This is a genomic window from Flavobacterium johnsoniae (genome assembly GCF_030388325.1).
Lineage (GTDB): Bacteria > Bacteroidota > Bacteroidia > Flavobacteriales > Flavobacteriaceae > Flavobacterium > Flavobacterium johnsoniae_C.
In genome coordinates, this window is sequence record NZ_CP103794.1 from 640,397 (window position 1) to 660,820 (window position 20,424).

At 31.6% G+C, this 20,424-nt stretch carries 18 protein-coding genes and 1 tRNA gene; 5 read left to right on the plus strand and 14 right to left on the minus strand.

Translation table 11 applies throughout. The annotated features are described in order from the left end of the window. Positions 1–9: 9 nt before the first annotated feature. The 11 genes from NYQ10_RS03020 to NYQ10_RS03070 form a co-directional block, all read right to left on the minus strand. Positions 10–840, minus strand: coding sequence for a hypothetical protein (locus NYQ10_RS03020; protein ID WP_289878831.1), 831 nt, complete (start codon positions 838–840; stop codon positions 10–12). Then, positions 840–3,539, minus strand: a complete 2,700-nt coding sequence (locus NYQ10_RS03025; protein ID WP_289878832.1) for a class I SAM-dependent DNA methyltransferase — start codon at positions 3,537–3,539, stop codon at positions 840–842. The genes NYQ10_RS03020 and NYQ10_RS03025 overlap by 1 nt, the downstream gene beginning before the upstream one ends. 108 nt (positions 3,540–3,647) lie before the next feature. Then, entirely contained in the window at positions 3,648–4,904 is a 1,257-nt protein-coding gene (locus NYQ10_RS03030; RefSeq protein WP_289878833.1) for a DUF5712 family protein, read from the minus strand. Next, positions 4,904–5,422, minus strand: a complete 519-nt coding sequence (locus tag NYQ10_RS03035; protein ID WP_289878834.1) for a BfmA/BtgA family mobilization protein — start codon at positions 5,420–5,422, stop codon at positions 4,904–4,906. The genes NYQ10_RS03030 and NYQ10_RS03035 overlap by 1 nt, the downstream gene beginning before the upstream one ends. A gap of 210 nt (positions 5,423–5,632) precedes the next feature. After that, positions 5,633–6,469, minus strand: a complete 837-nt coding sequence (locus tag NYQ10_RS03040; protein ID WP_289878835.1) for a toprim domain-containing protein — start codon at positions 6,467–6,469, stop codon at positions 5,633–5,635. A gap of 200 nt (positions 6,470–6,669) precedes the next feature. Continuing rightward, the gene (locus NYQ10_RS03045) at positions 6,670–6,957 is read right to left on the minus strand and encodes a helix-turn-helix transcriptional regulator (protein WP_289878836.1); all 288 of its coding nucleotides are present in this window, start codon (positions 6,955–6,957) and stop codon (positions 6,670–6,672) included. Positions 6,958–7,058: 101 nt separating this feature from the next. Next, positions 7,059–7,778: a hypothetical protein gene (locus NYQ10_RS03050; RefSeq protein ID WP_289878837.1), complete on the minus strand. Its 720-nt coding sequence runs from the start codon at positions 7,776–7,778 to the stop codon at positions 7,059–7,061. Positions 7,779–7,943: 165 nt separating this feature from the next. Beyond that, positions 7,944–8,017 (minus strand) — tRNA-Ile (locus NYQ10_RS03055). Between the two features lie 146 nt (positions 8,018–8,163). Further along, the gene (mce, locus tag NYQ10_RS03060) at positions 8,164–8,568 is read right to left on the minus strand and encodes a methylmalonyl-CoA epimerase (protein ID WP_289878838.1); all 405 of its coding nucleotides are present in this window, start codon (positions 8,566–8,568) and stop codon (positions 8,164–8,166) included. Between the two features lie 10 nt (positions 8,569–8,578). Beyond that, a complete protein-coding gene (locus tag NYQ10_RS03065) occupies positions 8,579–10,936 on the minus strand; it encodes a hypothetical protein (protein ID WP_289878839.1) in 2,358 nt (785 codons plus the stop codon). After that, positions 10,896–11,837, minus strand: a complete 942-nt coding sequence (locus NYQ10_RS03070) for a hypothetical protein (RefSeq protein ID WP_289878840.1) — start codon at positions 11,835–11,837, stop codon at positions 10,896–10,898. The genes NYQ10_RS03065 and NYQ10_RS03070 overlap by 41 nt, the downstream gene beginning before the upstream one ends. Before the next feature lie 237 nt (positions 11,838–12,074). Here NYQ10_RS03070 and NYQ10_RS03075 point away from each other — a divergent pair, with 237 nt between their 5' ends. Continuing rightward, positions 12,075–13,763 carry an Ig-like domain-containing protein gene (locus NYQ10_RS03075; protein ID WP_289878841.1) on the plus strand — a complete coding sequence of 563 codons (1,689 nt, stop codon included), beginning with the start codon at positions 12,075–12,077 and terminating at the stop codon, positions 13,761–13,763. A gap of 86 nt (positions 13,764–13,849) precedes the next feature. On the opposite strand, the gene NYQ10_RS03080 is transcribed toward NYQ10_RS03075, so the two are convergent. Both NYQ10_RS03080 and NYQ10_RS03085 read right to left on the minus strand, forming a co-directional pair. Continuing rightward, positions 13,850–14,074 (minus strand): hypothetical protein, encoded by a 225-nt coding sequence (locus tag NYQ10_RS03080; RefSeq protein WP_289878842.1) that lies wholly within the window; start codon positions 14,072–14,074, stop codon positions 13,850–13,852. 295 nt (positions 14,075–14,369) lie between these two features. Then, on the minus strand, positions 14,370–15,137 hold the full coding sequence (locus NYQ10_RS03085; RefSeq protein ID WP_289878843.1) for an amidohydrolase: 768 nt from the start codon (positions 15,135–15,137) through the stop codon (positions 14,370–14,372). Between the two features lie 184 nt (positions 15,138–15,321). Between NYQ10_RS03085 and NYQ10_RS03090 the strand changes: the two genes are divergently transcribed. The 4 genes from NYQ10_RS03090 (at position 15,322) to NYQ10_RS03105 (ending at position 19,503) form a co-directional block, all read left to right on the plus strand. Then, a complete protein-coding gene (locus tag NYQ10_RS03090; RefSeq protein ID WP_289878844.1) occupies positions 15,322–16,641 on the plus strand; it encodes a GntP family permease in 1,320 nt (439 codons plus the stop codon). A gap of 4 nt (positions 16,642–16,645) precedes the next feature. Beyond that, entirely contained in the window at positions 16,646–17,113 is a 468-nt protein-coding gene (locus NYQ10_RS03095) for a RidA family protein (RefSeq protein WP_289878845.1), read from the plus strand. A gap of 200 nt (positions 17,114–17,313) precedes the next feature. Beyond that, positions 17,314–18,417, plus strand: a complete 1,104-nt coding sequence (locus NYQ10_RS03100; RefSeq protein WP_289878846.1) for a D-TA family PLP-dependent enzyme — start codon at positions 17,314–17,316, stop codon at positions 18,415–18,417. Positions 18,418–18,432: 15 nt separating this feature from the next. Then, entirely contained in the window at positions 18,433–19,503 is a 1,071-nt protein-coding gene (locus NYQ10_RS03105) for a dipeptidase (RefSeq protein WP_289878847.1), read from the plus strand. On the opposite strand, the gene NYQ10_RS03110 is transcribed toward NYQ10_RS03105, so the two are convergent. Next, the gene (locus NYQ10_RS03110; RefSeq protein ID WP_289878848.1) at positions 19,500–20,276 is read right to left on the minus strand and encodes a DeoR/GlpR family DNA-binding transcription regulator; all 777 of its coding nucleotides are present in this window, start codon (positions 20,274–20,276) and stop codon (positions 19,500–19,502) included. The genes NYQ10_RS03105 and NYQ10_RS03110 overlap by 4 nt on opposite strands. Positions 20,277–20,424 lie beyond the last annotated feature (148 nt).

Genomic DNA, 20,424 nt, shown 5'->3' on the forward strand with positions numbered 1-20,424 from the left:
TTTTACCTTTTAAGATTTTATTTTACTTATTCTTAATACAGTATGTAATGTTGCTAAATAATAATAAAAAATCCAGCTGTACCAAATCTCTTTATTGTAATTAGTTTTTTGGTCAGCATTGTGATGTCTTATGCCAAAATTATTAGCAATATTAAAAATGTCATTTTCATCTTTCTTATCCAAATGTTTTTTTATTTCAGGTCTTAAAAATTCTAGTACATCAGCCAACTCTCTAATAGCTTCTTTTCTATCATCTAATGTAGATTTTGCTTTCCTAAACTTTAGTATTGCAGAATTCATTTTATTAGAAATATTACCGGCATCATCTGTTGGAATATCAGCTTCAAATAAATTAGTTAGACCATTATCGGACAAAATTAAGATCTCTCCGTTTTCTGAAATTTCAAATCCATCTTTATAGTCACGCAAAATAATATTCATCGTATTTCTGAAATGTTGCTTTCCGTCGAGTTTACTATAAGATTCATAATGATATCTGCCACATCCAAATCTAGTTTCATCACAATAAATACCAATGTGCCCTTTCGAACAATGGTCGTATAAAAATTCTAAAACATCAAAAAAATCTTCTTCACTATAATTATTAAGCGAAGTTGGTATTGGAAATAAATTTTTTTTTCGCATTTTCAGGAAAATATAATCACTAAAATGATTACTTACTTTTCCTTGTATATGATCGTTATTACACCAAAAACCAATATATTCTTGAAAATACCCCTCTTTATTAAGAATATTATAATTGCTCAAAAAGAGATCTTTTAACATTCCGAAATCAATTTTACCATCCCCTGTACGAACAGAGTAATATTCTCTTTCCATTAATTTTTCACTTGTTTTACTTTCTTTCTTTTCAAAAACAACATATCTTTTTCTTTTTCCTCTGCAATCATTTTTTCATACAATTTGAAAAGGTATTCCAATCTTTCTTCATCGCTTTCAAAAGGCTTGGAACGATAACAACGTTCTACCGCCAAATCATTTAAATGATGTGCTTCTCGCAGACCTTTGGGCATTTTTTCAGGGTCGTAGAGTTGTGCCAAGGTTTTCTCGGAGTAGTTTTCCCGTTCTTCTAAAATTCTAAAAGCAGATTGTGTTAATTCTCCTTTTTGGTATTCTGAAAGTGATGGGAATGGGAAAGTATTGTAACATAAAGAATTTGAATAAGTAATATCAGTTTTTATACCCCCTCCAACAGATTTAGCCCAGAGGAAATGTATTCTAGATGTCAAAAAACTTAAGATAGTTATTTCTGAATCATAAATTACTTGGACTGAGTGTAATGTTTGTACATTTCCAAACTTAATATCTACTGGCAAATAATTCCTTTTACTACTAGATGTTTGAGGCATCATAATAGTGTGCTCCTTTGGTTCATGTACATATCTAAATCTATAAGGAATATTGGCAAGTGATTTTGCAACTTGACCTCCATTAGTACGGAATGAATATACTAAATCAAACCTTCTTTTAAATTCAGGTATCTTAACGGCCTCATTAAACTCGTCTTCATTTACCCATATACACCATTGAACCTCTCCTTTCATTAAACTAGAACCGCCATATAATCGTCTAATAAATTTTTCGGAATTAGGATAAGATTCGAATATTTTATTTTTTTCGTCATCGCTTAAGGTTAAAAACCCCCCATCAATTGCCTGATTACCATAGACTACTCTTGGAACTACTCCTAAAGGTTCTGCTCTTTTCTGTACAGAAACATTTTGTTTATTTGTTAAATAAGGTGAAATATTATTTACTATTGCTTTTGTACCACCTGTAAAAATATATTTACTTTCGTTGTTAACATTTCTTAATCCAACAATAATTACTGCAACAACCGCAGCTTTTTTGGCATTATTAGACCATTTAAAAGCTTGATATGCAAAATGAATTTCTAAATTTTTATTAAAAATATAAGGCCATAATAAATCAACTTGTTGTCCTTGGCAAATAGAATTGGTAGAAACAAATGCAAATTTTGAGTTATTCCCTTGTATGTATTTACTTCCGAGATAAAACCAACATGCTATATAATCCAAACTATTTTTCCCTGAAATATCTTTTAAAGAAATTGAAACATCGCTTTTTTGCTCATCATTTTGGTTTCTAGCACCCAAAAAAGGTGGATTCCCCAAAATGTAAGTTTCATCATTTGGTAGTTTTGGGCAAACAACTTCCCAATCTACTCTAGTAGCGTTTCCATGAACAATAGAGCTGGTTTTTTGCAAGGGTAGTGCCGGTTTTGTTCTACCAAAAGCTTTAAAAAACTCTTGATTCATTTGGTGTTCTGCCAGCCAAAGTGAAAGTATGGCGATTTCGTGAGCAAAATCGTCAATCTCAATACCATAAAAATTATTCAAGCTTATGCCTGAGTATTGGTTCGAGTACGTTTTATTTACTTTATCAATTTCCTTGAAGATAAACATTTCCAGTTTTCTCAATTCTTTGTAGGCGATAATCAGGAAGTTTCCACTACCGCAAGCCGGGTCAAATAGTTTGATGCTCCAAATCCTTTTCAATAATGCTTCGAGCTTGTTTTTGTTGCCATTGGCATTTTCAAATTCTGCATATAAATCATTCAAAAACAAAGGCTCTATTACTTTCATAATATTAGGTACACTCGTGTAGTGCTGTCCTAAACTACCACGTTGATCTACCGAAATAACCGCCTGAAACATAGAACCAAAAATATCTGGATTTATAGATTCCCAATTTTGGTCGCCACTATCCAAAATTGCTTGTCGACTACGGCGTGTAAAAACTGGTGCTGTATATTGGTTTTCGAACAAACCGCCATTTACATAAGGAAATTTTTGAAGATATTCAGGAAGGACAATTCTCGAATTATCTGTACTGGGAATGTTCATCACTGCAAACATTTTATCAAGATAGTCGCTTAAATCGCTACCATCTGTTTGCGTGTGGTTTTGAATGGAATGGGTAAACAAGTTCTTTTCGAAGATCCCTGTATCTTCTGCAAAATAGCAAAATAACAAGCGGGAAAGAAATACATTCAGTCCGTGAATAAATTCGGGAGAATTATCTGGATTATCTTTTTTGATTTCGTCAAAAAGCTTTGCCATTTTTTCAGCCGCTTTTACATCAGCCGGATTCTCATTTTGGTGTTGTGCTTTTTCCATACCTGCCCAAGGCAAAAAGAAATCAAAATGTTTTGGCAATGCAGTAAAATCGATATCTAAACTATCGTTTGTTTTCACATCAATGGCGAGCAAAGTCTTGAAATCGGTAACGATTACAAAACGCTGCTCTTGTTTGAGTGTGTTTTTTATCTCGGAAATGGCTTGATGCAAATCTTGATTAAAGACTGGTTTGAAAAACAGTTTTTTCTTCCACGATATTTCCCCTTCTATTTTTGATAAGTTAAGATTTCCTTTTTGTAATCGTGTTATGGAAGCTTTTGGTGAACCATAGGCCAATAATAACTCAAAAATAAAAGTTTCTTTATTGAAATCCAGAATCAAGTCTTGAAGATTTTGTTCTATTTGGGCAATGTTCATAAGTAAATTATGTTACAATTTTGTGGAATGAGGTTTTGATTAAACCTGATATTTTAATTGCTAAGATATTAAAAAATACATCAAAAGGTTGTTGCATTTTTACACAAATCATCTTCTTATTGCTCTCTTTCTTTTTCTTTTTGGAAATTCATCATCAACACCTGGAACAGTTTCAAAGAGAAGAGATGATAAAATGGATGTTAATTTTTCGGTGTTAATTTTCCAATCCTCTAATGACGGTTCGGTTTGTTGCAATTGCTTCGTTGTTTTATTATCGACCTTAAATAATTCATGGAATTTTAAGTTTTGATCAATTTCACTCTCTTTGAAATCTATTCCTGATTGTTCGTGAAAAAAGTGATTCTCTTGGATAAAATTATCTTTGTTTATTATTGGTAAAACTTGAATGGCAAATTTTATCATGCGTTGTTGATACTCTTTTAAATTGTTTGGTTTAGTCATCAAAATATTGAAATGAGCATTCTTAATTTGTTTTTTTATATAATTCCTATTAATCGATTCAATTTGTATTTTTTTGTTGATTTCATGTTTGTCTTGAGGATTTCCATTTTTTAAAATATTTTGATTCTGAAATTTTTCTAGCTCCTTTCGTTTATAATTAAAATGTTCATCAAAAGTTTTTTCGTTTGAATTGATCCATTTCACTCTATCAAACCCCACTTGATATTCGTTATTGCCAATTTTTCTATTGGATTGTTTTTCATTACAAGTAGGGCTTAGCTTTAATAGTTGAGTTTTGTCTTTTCTAGAAACAATAACATGAATATGAGATTGCAACCCTTTTTTATACTGTCCAGAAATTTCCTTTCCGTCAATAACCTCTTTATCTGTACCCTTAAATTTCCTAAAATGTTCAATTTTCCCAAAATAAACTAAATCAGCTCCCGTTTTTATCCCTTTATCTTGACGATTAAAATTCAAAGCATAGTTGTCCATCGCTTTGCGTCCATATTCTCTAATCAGATTATTAAATTGCTCTAATTCGGATGAATTTAATTCCAAAACACTTATTACTTCTCTTTTACCAGTAGCCAGAAAGGCAATATGACTCAACTCATTTTCGCTGAAGCTAATTGTTGGAGCAAAATATTTAGCATCATTTGCTCCTAATTTTCTTTTATTATTATCGATACAACTAATAACATCTATCGTCCTGATATTAATCTCTGAAGCTGTAAAGAAACCTTGTTTCCTATTTTCGAGCTGAGATATTTCATTCATTGAGGAAGATTTTTTGATGATTCTATCTAATTCTTCATTTTCCTTTTCTAAGTAAATAGCCAAGTTGGCACAACTTCCTTTATTGTCAGCTCCACGTGTACTATGTGGTTTAGATATTGGCATTATGAAAAAAGAGATTTAATTTTTACCAAAGTGCCCGATTTGTTTTTTTCGTCTAATAGTTGACAAATAAGTAAAATTGCTTGTCTATTTTTTTGTAATTCAGACGTTACCATTTTAGTCCTTTCTTCATCATTGCGATTTATTTTGTTCAGATTCTCAAAATGAGCTTTTTTAATTTCATTTGTTCGTTCTAAATGTTGATCTAAGATTTTATTTATCGAAATAATTAATTTAGAAATTTCTTCCATTTGAGCATTTTGATAATTAAAAACATCTTGTCTTAATGGTTTCAAAATATCTCTTTCTTGAACTTTTAAAAAAGAGACTATCCTTTTATCTAAAGCGGCAACCATTAAAGCGGGATTTTTGTTTACAGCATCTTTGGGATCGATACCTGTTTTTTTGAAATAATAAATCATTTCTTGAATAAGAGCGCCCAAATTCATTCTTAAACTTTCCGATAATTTCCCAAGTTCTGCATGAGCTTTTTCATCTATAATAATACTTTTTTTATTCATAATTACAATTTTCAACACTGTTAATCAATTAGTTAAGCATTTAATTATATTTAAATTATAAAATCCTATAAATTTTATTCTTAAAGAAGCCTTATTTTTAAGGCTCTAGCCTCGCAGAGCAAGTAGGATAGGGGCTTTTCCGCCCCTGTCCTACTTGCTAATTACATTACTAGTTACAAACTCTTCAAACGATGATATTCACATACAAGTCTAATCACTTGCTTTAGTTTTTAGAATCAAGAAATCATTTATATCTTTTGAACCATGAAACAGATACCTAATATCTTTACATCTTGCTCCCGTTGAATTCCACTTTCGTAAACAATTTTCTGTTGCATTCGAACCCGCAAAATCATTGTCCAAAGCAAACAAAATTTCAGAATAAATATTTAATACATGGTCTACTTTCGAAAGCATTGATAGAGAATTTAAAATCAAAAAATCTTTTGACTTTTCGTAATTTGGATACAGCGTCAATAATGAAATGAAATCCGACCATGATTCTAAAACTACTATAGATTTATTGCTATAGTTAATCCATGTAAACCATTTTATTCCTAAACACATTTTTGCATATTTATTTCGAATTTCAAATTGATTTTGGTCATTCCTAAATCCCACCCCAAAATATTTCCTATCCTTAATTTTATAATACACTTCGATTAAATATCTTTTGCATATTTCAATGTTCATTTTTCTTGTATCTAAATATTCAATTAAAATTTTATTTTGCAAAAGTTGAATTCTTTCCACATGATATTGCTTTTCTTTTTTTGTCTCGTGAAAAACATTTTGTTTAGGCGGGTCAAAAGAAAAAATAACATCCTCACTTTGTAGCCACCTAACTGCTTGCAAAAAACTAATGGAAAAATATTTCATAATAAAGTCTACAGTATTACCCCCAAAACCTTCTCCAAAGTCATAAAAAAGATTATGCTCACATTTTACAGAAGGTGTTTGCTCTTTCCTCCAATTAGCTTTAAACCAAAATTGTTCTTTTTTCTTTTCAATGGCATCAATATTTAATCTTTTCAAAATATTAATCATTAGAATGTTTCTTAATTTCTCTATATTGTCCACTATAATTTGACTTTTTGTCATACACAGAATCCTTGCGTTATTACACATCATATACGCTTATTTCTTCGATAAATAATTGATGAATGAGTATAATACCAATATTTGCATATACTCTTTTCGCTTACATAAAAAAAACTATAAGCGTTCAAAAATGGATTTTTGAACGCTTATTTTTTTAAGTGCTTGGAAAATTTAGACAAAACTTCCTCATCTGAATAAACTTTGTGCTTTCTAATCCATTCAACTATCTCAACTCGATCGAAGAATAAAGCTCCGTTGGTTGGCTTATTATGAGGGATTAATTTTTTAGCAGATAATTTGTGAATCGTACTATCCGAAAAGCCTGTATAGTTCATCAAATCTTTAATAGTAAAAATCTCTTTTTGGAACTGATTACCTTTTGTAATCATCATTTTAATTTCATTTAACTGTTCAATAATTTTTTGTGGGTTCATAATTTATGTTTTAGAATTATGAGGCTAAACTACTGGAATGAAACTAGATGAAACGTGGAGTTGCGACTTGGTCACATAATAATTCGGTAAAATCTACATTTTTAAAGACTTTCATATATTTTTCTTTGATACGGGGTAACAAATAGTCTTTCTTTATTGGATAATGATTTTTCATTTACAGGAGAATATTTTTCACCTTTTTTGTAAAGAAGTTGTGAAGCTATTATTTTTTTAGGTATTACATTATTTGAATCTATTTTTTTTAAAAAAGGAATCATAAATTCATTGATAAAACCGTGTGTTTCATTAGCGTTAATCTCCAATTTAAAAAAACAATTGTCTTTAGATTTTTTTAAACAATTGGTTAACAAAATTTGAAAATCAATTAATGATGTGTCGTCACTAAATAGTTCAATTTTTCTGAATTCAATATAATAACGATTTATAAATTCCTTATTTAAATCGATTAAATTATTAAGTTTTTTATCAGATATATTTTCAGAAGACCTTGATGAATTTTTAAACTGAGATAAATTACTATTTGATTTTTCTCTATTATAACGATTAAAAATATTATCACCCCTTAAGAAATATATAGATGATACAGTAAGTAAAAACGTAAAAATAGCAGCTAAGCAAAGAATTATATAATTAAATATAACAAAAGTATCATTACTTATCTGGACCATACATAATACTGCAACTGAAAAAGGTAATAAAGGAGCTGCAATAAAAGAAAGTTTTTTAGATCTAAATACAGAATTTAGCTTTTCAAATTGTCTATGAAGAAAGAAAAAAAATGTTTCAATTCTACCCGCCATAATAGTTGTGCTTTTTATTACATAGTAAAAATACTAAAAAATAAAACTAATTGAAACAGAATGATAAGTTTACTATCTTTGCGGAGTCAGCAATTTGTTATACTAATGTTGTACTGATAGAAACAAAAAAGCCTCTACATTTCTGTAAAGGCTTAGTTTTAACCGTGGTCCCACCTGGGCTCGAACCAGGGACCACCTGATTATGAGTCAGGTGCTCTAACCAGCTGAGCTATAGGACCGGTTTAGAGGATGCAATATTACTACTATTTTTCATTCACTCCAAATATTTTAAGACATCATTTGTATTTAATTTTAAAACTTTCCTTGAATTCCAAAAACGAAATTGATTTTCAATGTCTTATTCAAAAACTAAAATGACATTTTTTTATTTAATTTCCTGACAAAGCTCCACCAAAACGCCATTTGTATTCTTCGGATGCAGAAAAACAACCAATTTATTGTCGGCACCTTTCTTCGGAACTTCATTTATCAGTACAAAACCTTCACTTTTTAAGCGCACAATTTCGGCTTCGATATCATCAACATCAAAAGCGATATGATGAATTCCTTCTCCTTTTTTCTCCAAAAATTTCGCAATCGGACTTTCTGGATTTGTCGCCATCAAAAGTTCAATTTTATTATTTCCTGTTTGAAAGAAAGAAGTCAGAACGCCCTCGCTTTCTACCGCTTCCATTTTATATGACGTAACACCCAGCATTTTTTCGAACAAAATATTGGCATCGTCCATATTTTTTACTGCAATTCCGATATGTTCTATTTTGTTTACCATTCTTTAAAATTTATTGATTTACATACGTATTAAAATAACCGCATTCCGCAATTACATCTTGATAATATTTCGTATCCGAATAGTCTTTTCTTAGAGTTTTAAACGAATTCCAAGCAATAAAATTAATTTTATCGTCTTGAATTTCCCAATAACTATTTATCGCGCTGTACTTTTTATTATAATAATCATTTCGCTCGCATTTCGAAATCAGATACAGACATTTTGCTTTTTGTTCTTTGTTGGAAGCCGCTTCAAACGCTTTTTGATAATACATTTTAGAAACCGAATTGTTCGTAATCATTTCTTTCATTGAATCTCTAAAAGAATACGGACTTGAACCGTAACCTACAATACTAATTTCATAAAAAGTTCTTCCGTTTCCAAAATGAGAAATATTGTAAAATGCATTTCCTAACAAAAGACTGTTTGTGTAAACATCTTCGTTCTTAACCAATTTATCCTGCATTTCTTTTATCGTAGTCAAGAAATCCATGTAAGTATATTTTCTTTTTTGATAGGCCGCGTGATCGCAATCGTGACAATCTTTTATACTTCCGTTAAACGGATTTCCAAGAAACTTATAATATTGAACCGAATCTGCTTGTTTCAAAAACTCAATTGCTTCTGGAATTTTGTTTTTGAAAGTTGCCTGAACTGCTTGAAAATTATTGATATCTTTCAATTTCAAACTATAAATTCCGGCACCAATTTTCTCAATTTCAGATTTATTCGTTTTTTCCAAAAAACTCTTAATTGCCAACAAATCTTTTTCATTGTCATAAAATGAATTTCCGTCGTTCCAATAACTGTAACGCGATTCGCCGAAAATCTCAGCCAAAACTAGATTTCCTTTTTCTTTATAAAGGTTAGACAAATAACTTCTGCTCCATGAAGAAGCATTTTGATATCGAAATTCTTGTCCTTTATATGTTTTTGGAAGTTCATAATAAAGCCAATTCAAATCTGCAAGAATTGTTTTCTCATTTTTATCTGTCAATTTATCAATCTTACTCAGATTGTTTACAAAACGCAATAATCGAAGTTGCATTCCGGCCAATTCTGTTTTCGGAAGCGTTTTTTCTGCTTTGCTAAAATTCTTATCTGCATTGGCATAATCGCCTTTTAGCGTTTGAAGATATCCAATTGCCATATCCCACAAATACGGTTTTTCTGTATTTCCAGCGGCGGAAATTTTAACCATTAAATCAAATTCGCCGTTATCAATTTTAGCTTTATTTTCGGTTTTATTTTCTGCGACGGTTTGTGGTTTTGGCTTTTGATTTTCTCCCCCACTCTGCTGAAAAGAATTATTGATTTTTTGCTCTAAAGAATTTACCAATCGGGTTGCCAGATAATTCAAATGTTCGCTTTTCGGATCTAATTCATAGATTTTTTCAATGGCTTGTTTTTCATCTTTGTAATATCCATGAATTGCCCAAAGTGCAGCTTTCTCTTTATTATTTTTTGCCATTGCTAAAGCTTTACTCCAATCTGACTCGTTTTTTGGACGAAAACTATACGCCGTTACGACTCTTAATTCTGGACATTTATCAAAAACTTGAGCATACAAATAATTCGAAACCGCATATTTTTTTTGTTTATGATTGATTCCCGCCACATACGCCAAAGCACGATAATACAAAGTGTTTTTGGCTACAGAACTTTCGGTTTTATTAAAAAAGTCAATGGCTTTCTGTTTGTCATTACTATAAAAACGCGCTTTCATCGTCAAAAACCAATATCTGTTTTTCAAAAACGGATCAGATAAAGTGTTATAAACGTTTTCAATCGACTGGATCATTTTGGCGTCATTGAAAGTTTTTGCCACAACCGGATCGTAACTCCAATAATCTTCGCCAATAGAAACCGTTTCTATCTTTTGAGCTAAATATAAAAACTCGATAAAGTTTTTTACTTTCTCATCTTTCAAATTGAGCTTTTTGCCCCATTTCTGAGAACCTTTATTTTCTTTTTTCGTTTTATAAAAAACATGAAGATCTGTTACTTCTTCTTTATTTTTGATTTTATCTTTTTCATCAGAATAATATCTTGGCTTTTCATCTCCAATTAAAAAATAATTTACCGTTGTAGTATCAACTTTTCCTTTTAAATAATCTGCCCAATCCGATTTTATATTTTTATTGAAGCGAGAATTATGCTGAGTATCGAATCCAATTCCGTAGAAAATACCGCCCGATAAAAACAAAGGCGAATACGATTTGTCGGCAAAAGTTTCTGGTGTAAAATTAGAATTGTAACCAAAGAAATCCCAATCGTCTCCTCCAGCGCAGGCGTATATAATTCCGTATGCAGAAAGCAAAACGGCACTAGAAACAAGAAATAACTTGCTTAAAAGTATTTTTTTCATAATTATTTAAATTGAATTCGTCTAAATCGTAAAATATAATTTCGTTTGGCTTTTCAATAAGATTCTCTTCCAAATCTTTTGCCATTTCTTTTAAATCTTCTGTTTTAATTTCTTCTATTTTCAGCAAATCATTCTCTTCATAAAAAACTCCATTTTTATAATTCGATTGCTTTACTCTAAAGAAAATCGGACTTATTTTTTCAAAATTTGAATCTTTTTCTAAAGCCGAACTATTTATTTTAGAACGAAGTCCGACCACTTTATTGTTTCGAATATGAACTGCCCAAGAATAAATTGGAAATGCAAAATCAAGATGAAGCGGATATTTCTTTAAACTTTTAAGATATCTTGCCGCCACTTTTTGATCGTAAATCGAATTTAACGAATCGGGCGCAATCGATCCCATATTATAATACATCAAAACACCAGAATCTACATTCGGAATTTTAGTTTTTTTGAAATATTTCACTTGGTGAAGTCGAATTGTTGCCGAAAGTTTTTTCTTCGAAAGCTGTTTAAAAACTTCAATAAATTTAAGGTAATTGTTTTTGCTTTCTAAACTCCAATCGCAATCAATTTGAATTTCTTGGCAAGTAATTTTGTTTTTAGAATTGATTTGTTCGATAAAATCAAAAGCTTTTTGAGCTAAATCTTTTACATCAAGTTTCTGCTGCAGCATAACTTTGTTCTGAATAAAAACAACGGGAACAATTTGATATTGTTTTGGATTTTCCTCAAATCGAATCGGACTAATCGGAAATGGAAGTTTAGATTTTGGATGTAATCCGATGTCAAAATATCTTAAATAAAGCTTATTAACTTTATTTTCTTCTAAAACTTCTTTTTCTTTTTCTGAAAATTTAAAAATCGTTTTCCAATAATAAAAAGAGATTGTAGGCATATCATTTTTACTGCAAGCAAACAGCAAAAAGAGACATAAAATGGAAAAAAAACGTTTTAACAAAACTCAGAAAATTACATTTGAAACCAAAAGTAAGAAATTATAGCTGTTTAAAATATTCGAAATAGCAAAAAATAGCAACGAAATCTAAAAAACCAAAACCCTAATAAATAGCCAAAAAATTTCAATTAAAGCAAATATAATCGTTATTTTGTGCAATCAAATTGAAAAACCCTTATGTTGAAAAACACCTTAAAATATATTTCATTTATTATAGTAATATCAATGATAAGCTGTGCAAAAAGAGGCAGTATTACTGGCGGTTTAAAAGATACTTTAGCGCCAGTTTTGATATCTAGTTTTCCTGAAAATTACAGCACAAACTTTAAAGGAAATACGATTACTTTAAATTTTGATGAATATATCAAGCTTAAAAACCTGAACAAACAGCTGATTATTTCTCCGCCGATGAAGCACGAGCCACTTTTCTCGCCAACATCGGTTAGTAAATTTATTAAAATCGACATTAAAGACACTCTACAGCCAAATACTACTTACAGTTTTAATTTTGGACAGGCTATTACAGATAATAATGAAGGAAATGCTATAAATCAGTTTAAATATGTTTTTTCAACTGGTCCGTATATTGACTCTTTAAAATTAAGCGGACGAATTAAAGATGCAAAAGATAAATATGTAGATAATTTTGTTTCTGTAATGTTGTATGAAGTAAATGACAAGTTTAAAGATTCTACCATTTACAAAGATTTTCCGCGTTATATTACCAACACTTTAGATAGTTTGAGAACTTTTCAGTTTGAGAATTTAAAAGAAGGAAAATATCTTTTGGTTGCTTTGAAGGATAAAGGCGGGAACAATAAATTTAATCCGAAAGACGATAAAATTGGATTTTTAAAACAATATATCACAATTCCGACTGATACGGTTTACGAACTAGAATTATTTAAAGAAGTATTGCCTTTCAAAGCTTTCAAACCAATTCAGGCTTCTGGAAACAGATTATTACTTCCGTACGAAGGAAAACAAGATCTTAAGAATGCCAAACCAAAAATCGTTCTTAAAAACGGAAATGAAGTTCTGGAAACCATCGTAACGCAATTCCCTAAAAAAGACTCGCTTCAACTTTGGTTTAAGCCTCTAAAAACAGATTCATTATCGTTGCAAGTATCAAAAGACAACTTTGACAAAAAGTTTTCTTTGAAGATTAAAAACATGAAAAAAGACACCTTAAATATTAAGGCGGTACAAAATGGTGTCATTAATTTTAGAGAACGTTTTACGCTGGAAACCGAAACTCCTTTGGTAAAATTTGATAAATCTAAAATTTCATTGGTCAATAAAGATTCTACAGCAGTAGATTTCACTACCGAATATGACGAGTTTGAACAAAAGCTCTATGTCGATTTCAAAAAAGAACCTGTAGAAAAGTATAATTTCACATTCTTGCCAGGCGCTTTAACTGACTTTTACGAAAAGGCAAATGACACTTTATCTTTTAAATTAACTACTAAAGAATTAGAAGATTATGGTAATTTGGTATTGAATCTCAAAAATGTAAAACGTTTTCCGATTATTGTAGATATAACAAACAAAAAAGGAGACGAAGTTCTTGCGAGCGCATATTCTGAAGGCGAAACCAAAATTACATTCAATTTAGTTGTTCCTACAGAATTTACGATTCGTGTCATTTATGATGACAATAAAAATAAAGTTTACGACACCGGAAATTTCTTAAAGAAAACCTATTCTGAGGAAGTGTTTTATCATCAAAAAGGCGTCGATGTCCGATCGAATTGGGATGTAGAAGAAACTATTGACCTTAGCATACCATTTAGTCCAGAAGTCGAGAAAAAGACAGACGACAAAAAGAAAAAAGAAGCCGAAAAGAAACGGAAGGCTTTCTAAAGACTAAAAAATCACATCTAACATTTATAAAAAAACCTCGAGATATCTCTACATCTCGAGGTTTTTCTTTTTAAGAAGTTATTATCTTAACAAACTATGCTAAAATTTCCTTCACCGCATATAGAAGTTGCAACACCAACTGTGTAAGCAGCCATTGAGTTACCTGTTCTTCCTGCTGAAGCTCCACTTACACATGTCCATTTGCAAAATTGGGTACCATAAACATCACCGTCAGGATGTTCTAGGGGAACAGTGCCTCCAAATGTATTTTTCATTTCATTTGCGGTAAGCGAACTAATAGTGTTCGACAAAATCATTTCTTTAAGTTTTTTCATGCTTTTGATTAAAAGTTAATAATGACTAAAACATTTCTCCGTAATATTTTTCTAATAGACCACGTGCACTTGGTATATTTTAGAAAAAATTACAGAAATAACTTTCATAAAAATAATGATTTTATATTTAAGACAGTGCTAAAAACAAAAAAATTAAGAAAAAACATACGTAAAATATTGCGTTATCATTACATTTTGCACATCCATTCTCCATTCTAATTGAAATAGAAATGAAGAGATTGATTGAAGCCGAAAAGAAACTAAAGGCATTTTAAAACTTAAGTTCAAACTGATCACGATCTCCTAGAAAATTAAGTTTTCTACGAGTTTCCAACATCATATTTTTATCCAATTCAGCCACAAAAACACCTTCTGTTTCTTGTGGCTTTATTATATAATTTCCCCAAAAATCAATAAGTTGCGTATGTCCATTGTGTTCAAAATTATTGTCATCAAAACCAATTCTGTTTACGCCCGCAACATAACTTAGATTTTCTATTGCACGTGCATTTAGTAAAGTATCCCAAGCCCCGGTTCGAACTTTGGGCCAGTTGGCAACATATAAAAGCAGATCGTAATTTTCGACATTTCGAGCAAAAACAGGAAATCTCAAATCATAACAAATCTGCAGACAGATTTTCCAATCTAAATAATCAACAATTACTTTATCAGTTCCTGGAGTGTAAAACTCATTTTCTCCCGCAAGAGAAAACAAATGTCTTTTGTCGTAATATTGAAAATCCCCAGAAGGAAAAACAAAAAACATTCGGTTATAAAAATTTCCATTTTCGGTAATAACGACACTTCCGGTTATTGCCGCATTTTTTTGTTTTGCTTTCAATTTCATCCATTCAACAGTTTCTCCTTGCATGGTTTCCGCAATATCCGAAGCATTCATTGTAAATCCCGTCGAAAACATTTCTGGAAGTACAATTAAATTTATTTCAGAATCGATTTCATTAATTTTTGAATCGAAATTTTCTCTGTTTTTTGAAGCATCTTCCCAAAAAAGGTCTGTTTGAATTAAAGCAATTTTCATTTCAGTATATTTTTATATAAAGGTAGAAAACATCGGCGTAATCTTGATTTATCACCACACATTTTTAACATTATGATTGCAAAAAAAATGCAGTTTTTGCAAAAAAAAATGCGATGTGTGAAATTATTTTATATATTTGAAAATCTTACCACAATTATAACTAACTAAAAACCAACTACAAATCATGAGCATTTTGATACTCACAGCTTGCATTATTTTCTTGATTTTACAGATTGCTTGGTTTAAAATTAATCCGTTTATAGCGTTTATCATTACGTCACTTTTGGCTGCGCTTTTTTTAGGATTGCCAGTAGAAACGATTTCTCCAGTTTTGCAAAAAGGTCTTGGCGAAATGCTCGGCTCAATAACTTTAATTATTGTTTTCGGAACTTGTATTGGTAAATTGGCAGTTTCTTCTGGAGCCGCAAAAGTGATTGCCAAAACAGTTATGAATTGGACTGGCAGAAAATATGTTCGTTTGGGTTTAATGATTACTGGATTTATAATCGGAATTCCTCTTTTTTATAGCGTTGGATTTGTACTTTTAGTTCCGCTGATTTTTTCTGTTGCGCATCAATTTAAATTATCAAAAGTTTATTTGGGAATTCCTATGCTGGCTTCGCTTTCTGTTGCACACGGATTTCTTCCGCCGCATCCTTCGCCAATGGCGTTAAGCAGTATCTTAAAAGCGGATATTGGTTTGGTTTTAATTTACGGAATTATAATCGCCATTCCGACCATTTTAATTGCCGGACTTTGGTTTTCGACTCGTTTTAAAAACATCAAAACAGAATCGGAACATGAAATTTTAAATGTCGAAGAAATTACAAACGAAGGCAAACTGCCAAGTTTTGGATTGAGTTTATTCTCCGCCTTATTTCCCGTTTTCGGATTGACGATTACTTCTCTACTTCCATTAATTTCAGACAATGAAAAACTGATTGCTATTTGCAAAATTATCGGCGATCCAAGTATCATTATGTTATTATCGCTTCTGCTTTGCACTTATACTTTAGGAATTAAAATGAACAGAAGCATGTCTTCTGTTATGGACGATTATACACAAGCTATAAAAGATGTTGCTTTAATTGTTTTAATTGTTGGCGGTGCGGGTTGCCTAAAAGAAGTCATGATTGTAAGCGGTGTAAACGAAACTATTGTTGCGACTTTAAATCAAGTTAATATTCATCCGTTTTTATTGGCCTGGATTATGGCGGCGATAATTCGTATTTGCGTGGGTTCTGCAACCGCGGCAGGATTAATGACAGCCAGCGTTTTATTACCTTTACTACAATCAAACGATCTTGATCCCAATCTCTTTGTACTTTCTGTTGGAGCTGGAAGTTTAATGTGTTCGCACGTTAATGATCCAAGTTTCTGGATGTTCAAAGAGTATTTTAATATTAGTCTAAAAGACACTTTTAAATCCTGGACAGTTATGGAATCATTGGTTTCTGTTCTGGGAATTGTATTTATATTTATTTTAAACGCTTTAATACATTAAAATCATGAGTTTAAATCCACAAGAAAAATTCGAAAGTCTTGGTTTATCGCTTCCTCCTGCTCCACAGCCGTTAGGAATTTATAAACCGTATTTAGTAGACGGGAAATATCTATATCTATCTGGTCACGGGCCAGTTCAAGACGATAAATCTTTAATCATCGGACGCATTGGAGAAGATATGGATATCGAAGCTGGAAAATTAGCCGCAAGACAAGTTGGTTTAACAATGCTTTCTACAATTGTAACCAATTTTGGAAGCTTAAGCAAAGTAAAAAGAGTGATCAAAGTTCTCGGAATGGTAAATTGCACTTCAGATTTCCTAAAACATCCTTATGTAATTAACGGTTGCAGCGAATTATTTGCAGAAGTTTGGGGACAAGAAAACGGAATCGGCGTAAGAAGCGCAGTCGGATTTGGATCGCTTCCTGATAATATTCCTGTTGAAGTTGAAGCGTTTTTTGAATTATACTAATTCTTTTTTAAACACATAGAAACATAGATTTTTGATGCTAGTTAAAGGCGTTTCACTTATTTTAACAAACATAAACTATGTGTAAATGATTTGTCATTTATTTCAATCTTTCTAAATCAAGAAAAATAAAAAACTATGTTTCTATGTGTTTAAAAATTATGTTCAATCTGATTACAATTAATTGCTAAAAACTAAGAATCATGCAAAAGAACTGGTGGGAAATAAATTCTGAAACACTTATCGATACTCCGTTTTTAGCAGTTTACGAAGATCGTGTTCGGCAAAATATTGAGAAGTTGATTTCTTATGTGAAAGGCGACACTCAGAGATTACGTCCCCATATTAAAACACATAAAAATGCCGAGATTTTAGAGCTTTTTAAAATTTATAATATCAAGAAAATAAAATGCGCTACAATTGCTGAAGCTGAACTGGCCGCCAATCAGCAAATTGAAGATATTCTTTTAGCGTATCAACCTGTTGGTTTAAAAGCAGAAAGATGGATTGCATTACTTAAAAAATTTCCAGAAATTCATTTTTCAGCTATTGTAGACAATCTGAAAACGGCTTCAGATTTAAATGAAATTGCTAAAAGAAATAACCTTAAACTTTCTGTTTATTTGGATTTAAATACAGGAATGAACCGAACAGGATTTTCGATTTCTGAAGATTGGACAGCATTAATTGAAGAAATTTTAAAATTTAAAAATCTTCATTTGAAGGGAATCCATATTTATGACGGACATATAAAAGGAAGTTTAGAAGAAAGAAATTTAGAAGTTTCAAAAGCATTCGATAAAATTATCAATCAAGTTGAAAGAATTAACTATGATTTAAAAATCGTTGCTGGCGGTTCTAATACTTTTCCATTTTATGCCAAACAAGAAAATGTAGAATGCAATCCAGGAACTTTTGTTTTTTGGGATTCTAATTATCGAACGAATCTTCCTGAACAGGATTTTAAACCTGCATTAGTAATCGTTGGAACCATTATTTCTAAACCAACAAAAAACACTTTTTGTGTCGATATTGGTTATAAAGCGGTTTCATCTGAAAATCCGATTGATAAAAGATTGGTTGTTTTGAATGATGAGAATTTGATTCCAACCGCACATTCTGAAGAACATTTGATTGTAGAAAACCGAGGTGAAAACGAATATGAAATCGGCGACATTATTTACGCAGAACCGTATCATGTTTGCCCGACTGTTGCATTATATGATAATCTTCAAATCGTAAACAAAAAGCATCAAATTTATACGCAATGGCCAGTTGGCGCGCGAGGACGAAAAAATACTATTTAAATTTTAATCTGAATTATGTTTATACTAGACGCTCATTTGGATCTCAGCATGAATGCAATGGAATGGAATCGAGACATAAGAAATGATGTTCCGACTTTACGCCATTTAGAAAAAGGAATGACGGACAAGCCCGATCGCGAACGCGCAACGGTTTCTTTTCCTGATCTCAGACGTGGCAATATCGGAATTGTTGTTGCGACTCAAATTGCAAGATTTGTAAAACCCGACAGTTTAATTCCAGGTTGGAATTCTCCAGAACAGGCTTGGGCACAAACGCAAGGACAAATTTCATGGTACAAAAGCATGGAAGAAGCTGGCGAAATGACTCAGATTACGGATAAAAAATCGCTCCTAAAACATTTTGATTTATGGAATGATGGAACTCCAAACGACAAAAAACCAATTGGCTATATTTTGAGTTTAGAAGGCGCAGATTCAATCGTTGATATTTCTTATTTGGAAAAAGCCTACAATTACGGATTACGTGCTGTCGGCCCCGCGCATTATGGACCGGGAAGATATGCCAACGGAACCGATGCAACTGGAAAAATGAATCAAAACGGAATTGATTTATTGAAAGAAATGGAACGTTTGAATATTATTCTCGATGCAACACATTTATGTGATGATGCTTTTTGGCAGGCTTTAGATCATTTTAACGGTGCTGTTTGGGCAAGTCATAACAATTGCAGAGCGTTAGTTGATCATAATCGGCAATACAGTGATGAAATGATTAAAGCTTTAATTTCGAGAGAAGCTGTTATTGGCGGTGCTTTAGATGCTTGGATGATGGTTCCGAATTGGCAGAGAGGTATTTCTCAGCCAAAAGAAATGAATTGTAGTTTAGAAACCGCATTCAAACACATGGATCATATTTGTCAGCTGGCAGGAAATGCAAATCATATCGGAATTGGTTCAGATTTAGATGGCGCTTTTGGAACAGAACAATGTCCGTACGATTTAGACACCATTGCCGATTTACAAAAGTTAGTTTTAATATTTAAAAATCATGGTTATGCTGATGAAGATTTAAAAAAGATTTTTCATCAAAATTGGATTGATTTTCTAGTAAAACATTGGGATTAAATCACAGTCAAACTCGGAAAGTTTTCTTTGTATGATTTTAGTTTTTTATCATTTGGTTCTTCTTCGGTAATCACATAATTTATCTCAGACAAACTGGCGATTTTCATTTTAAGAACTGTATTTAATTTTTCAGTAATAGTTAAAACCGCTGTTTTTTTAGAAGCCTGAATCATTGCTTTTTTAACCTGAACGGTTTCCCAGTCAGAATCAGAATAACCGCCATCGATGTCAAGGGCATTTGTTCCAAGAACTAAAAGATCGGCTTTAATATTCGCCAATTGATGAAAAGCTTCTCCGCTAACACACATCTGACTGTAAGAAGAAATGCTTCCGCCAATCATGATGGTTTTGATATTTGGTTTATCCAAAAGCTGAACCGCAGTTAAAGCCGTAATCGTAAAAACGGTCAAATTAAGATCGTTTGGAATTAATCGGATGAACTCGCGAATCGTAGTTCCTCCGTCAACAATTAAAACCATTCCGTCATGAAGAAGTCCGACCGCTTTTTGAGCAATAACTTGTTTGGCTTCGACAGCATAAGTCTGATTAGAAGAAGAATAGTGATATCCTTTGGTCATAGCGCCGCCTTTTACTTTAATCAAAAGTGCGTCTGCGTCAAGCTCATTAATATCACGGCGAACAGTATCTTCGGAAACGCCAAGTTTAGCCGAAAGAGTTTCAAAACTTACACGCGTGTGCAAATTGATCTCTTTTAGAATATGATTTTTACGTTCTTCTTTACTGTAATTTAAAACTTCATTTTCAGTGCTCATGCCGATTGTTTTTTTCTAATTACAAAAATAAACATTTCAGCAAATAATTCAACGAAACTAAAAGTCGTATTGACAATAAATATTTTCAAAATCCAGTTTTAAAAGCTTTTACATATCTTTAAAACTCCGTTTTAATAAAATCTAACGT

Coding starts and splice junctions, on each gene's coding strand:
- NYQ10_RS03020 (WP_289878831.1), bottom strand. CDS start 840: ATGGAAAGAGAATATTACTCTGTTCGTACAGGGGATGGTAAAATTGAT.
- NYQ10_RS03025 (WP_289878832.1), bottom strand. CDS start 3,539: ATGAACATTGCCCAAATAGAACAAAATCTTCAAGACTTGATTCTGGAT.
- NYQ10_RS03030 (WP_289878833.1), bottom strand. CDS start 4,904: ATGCCAATATCTAAACCACATAGTACACGTGGAGCTGACAATAAAGGA.
- NYQ10_RS03035 (WP_289878834.1), bottom strand. CDS start 5,422: ATGAATAAAAAAAGTATTATTATAGATGAAAAAGCTCATGCAGAACTT.
- NYQ10_RS03040 (WP_289878835.1), bottom strand. CDS start 6,469: ATGATTAATATTTTGAAAAGATTAAATATTGATGCCATTGAAAAGAAA.
- NYQ10_RS03045 (WP_289878836.1), bottom strand. CDS start 6,957: ATGAACCCACAAAAAATTATTGAACAGTTAAATGAAATTAAAATGATG.
- NYQ10_RS03050 (WP_289878837.1), bottom strand. CDS start 7,778: ATGGCGGGTAGAATTGAAACATTTTTTTTCTTTCTTCATAGACAATTT.
- mce (WP_289878838.1), bottom strand. CDS start 8,568: ATGGTAAACAAAATAGAACATATCGGAATTGCAGTAAAAAATATGGAC.
- NYQ10_RS03065 (WP_289878839.1), bottom strand. CDS start 10,936: ATGAAAAAAATACTTTTAAGCAAGTTATTTCTTGTTTCTAGTGCCGTT.
- NYQ10_RS03070 (WP_289878840.1), bottom strand. CDS start 11,837: ATGCCTACAATCTCTTTTTATTATTGGAAAACGATTTTTAAATTTTCA.
- NYQ10_RS03075 (WP_289878841.1), top strand. CDS start 12,075: ATGTTGAAAAACACCTTAAAATATATTTCATTTATTATAGTAATATCA.
- NYQ10_RS03085 (WP_289878843.1), bottom strand. CDS start 15,137: ATGAAAATTGCTTTAATTCAAACAGACCTTTTTTGGGAAGATGCTTCA.
- NYQ10_RS03090 (WP_289878844.1), top strand. CDS start 15,322: ATGAGCATTTTGATACTCACAGCTTGCATTATTTTCTTGATTTTACAG.
- NYQ10_RS03095 (WP_289878845.1), top strand. CDS start 16,646: ATGAGTTTAAATCCACAAGAAAAATTCGAAAGTCTTGGTTTATCGCTT.
- NYQ10_RS03100 (WP_289878846.1), top strand. CDS start 17,314: ATGCAAAAGAACTGGTGGGAAATAAATTCTGAAACACTTATCGATACT.
- NYQ10_RS03105 (WP_289878847.1), top strand. CDS start 18,433: ATGTTTATACTAGACGCTCATTTGGATCTCAGCATGAATGCAATGGAA.
- NYQ10_RS03110 (WP_289878848.1), bottom strand. CDS start 20,276: ATGAGCACTGAAAATGAAGTTTTAAATTACAGTAAAGAAGAACGTAAA.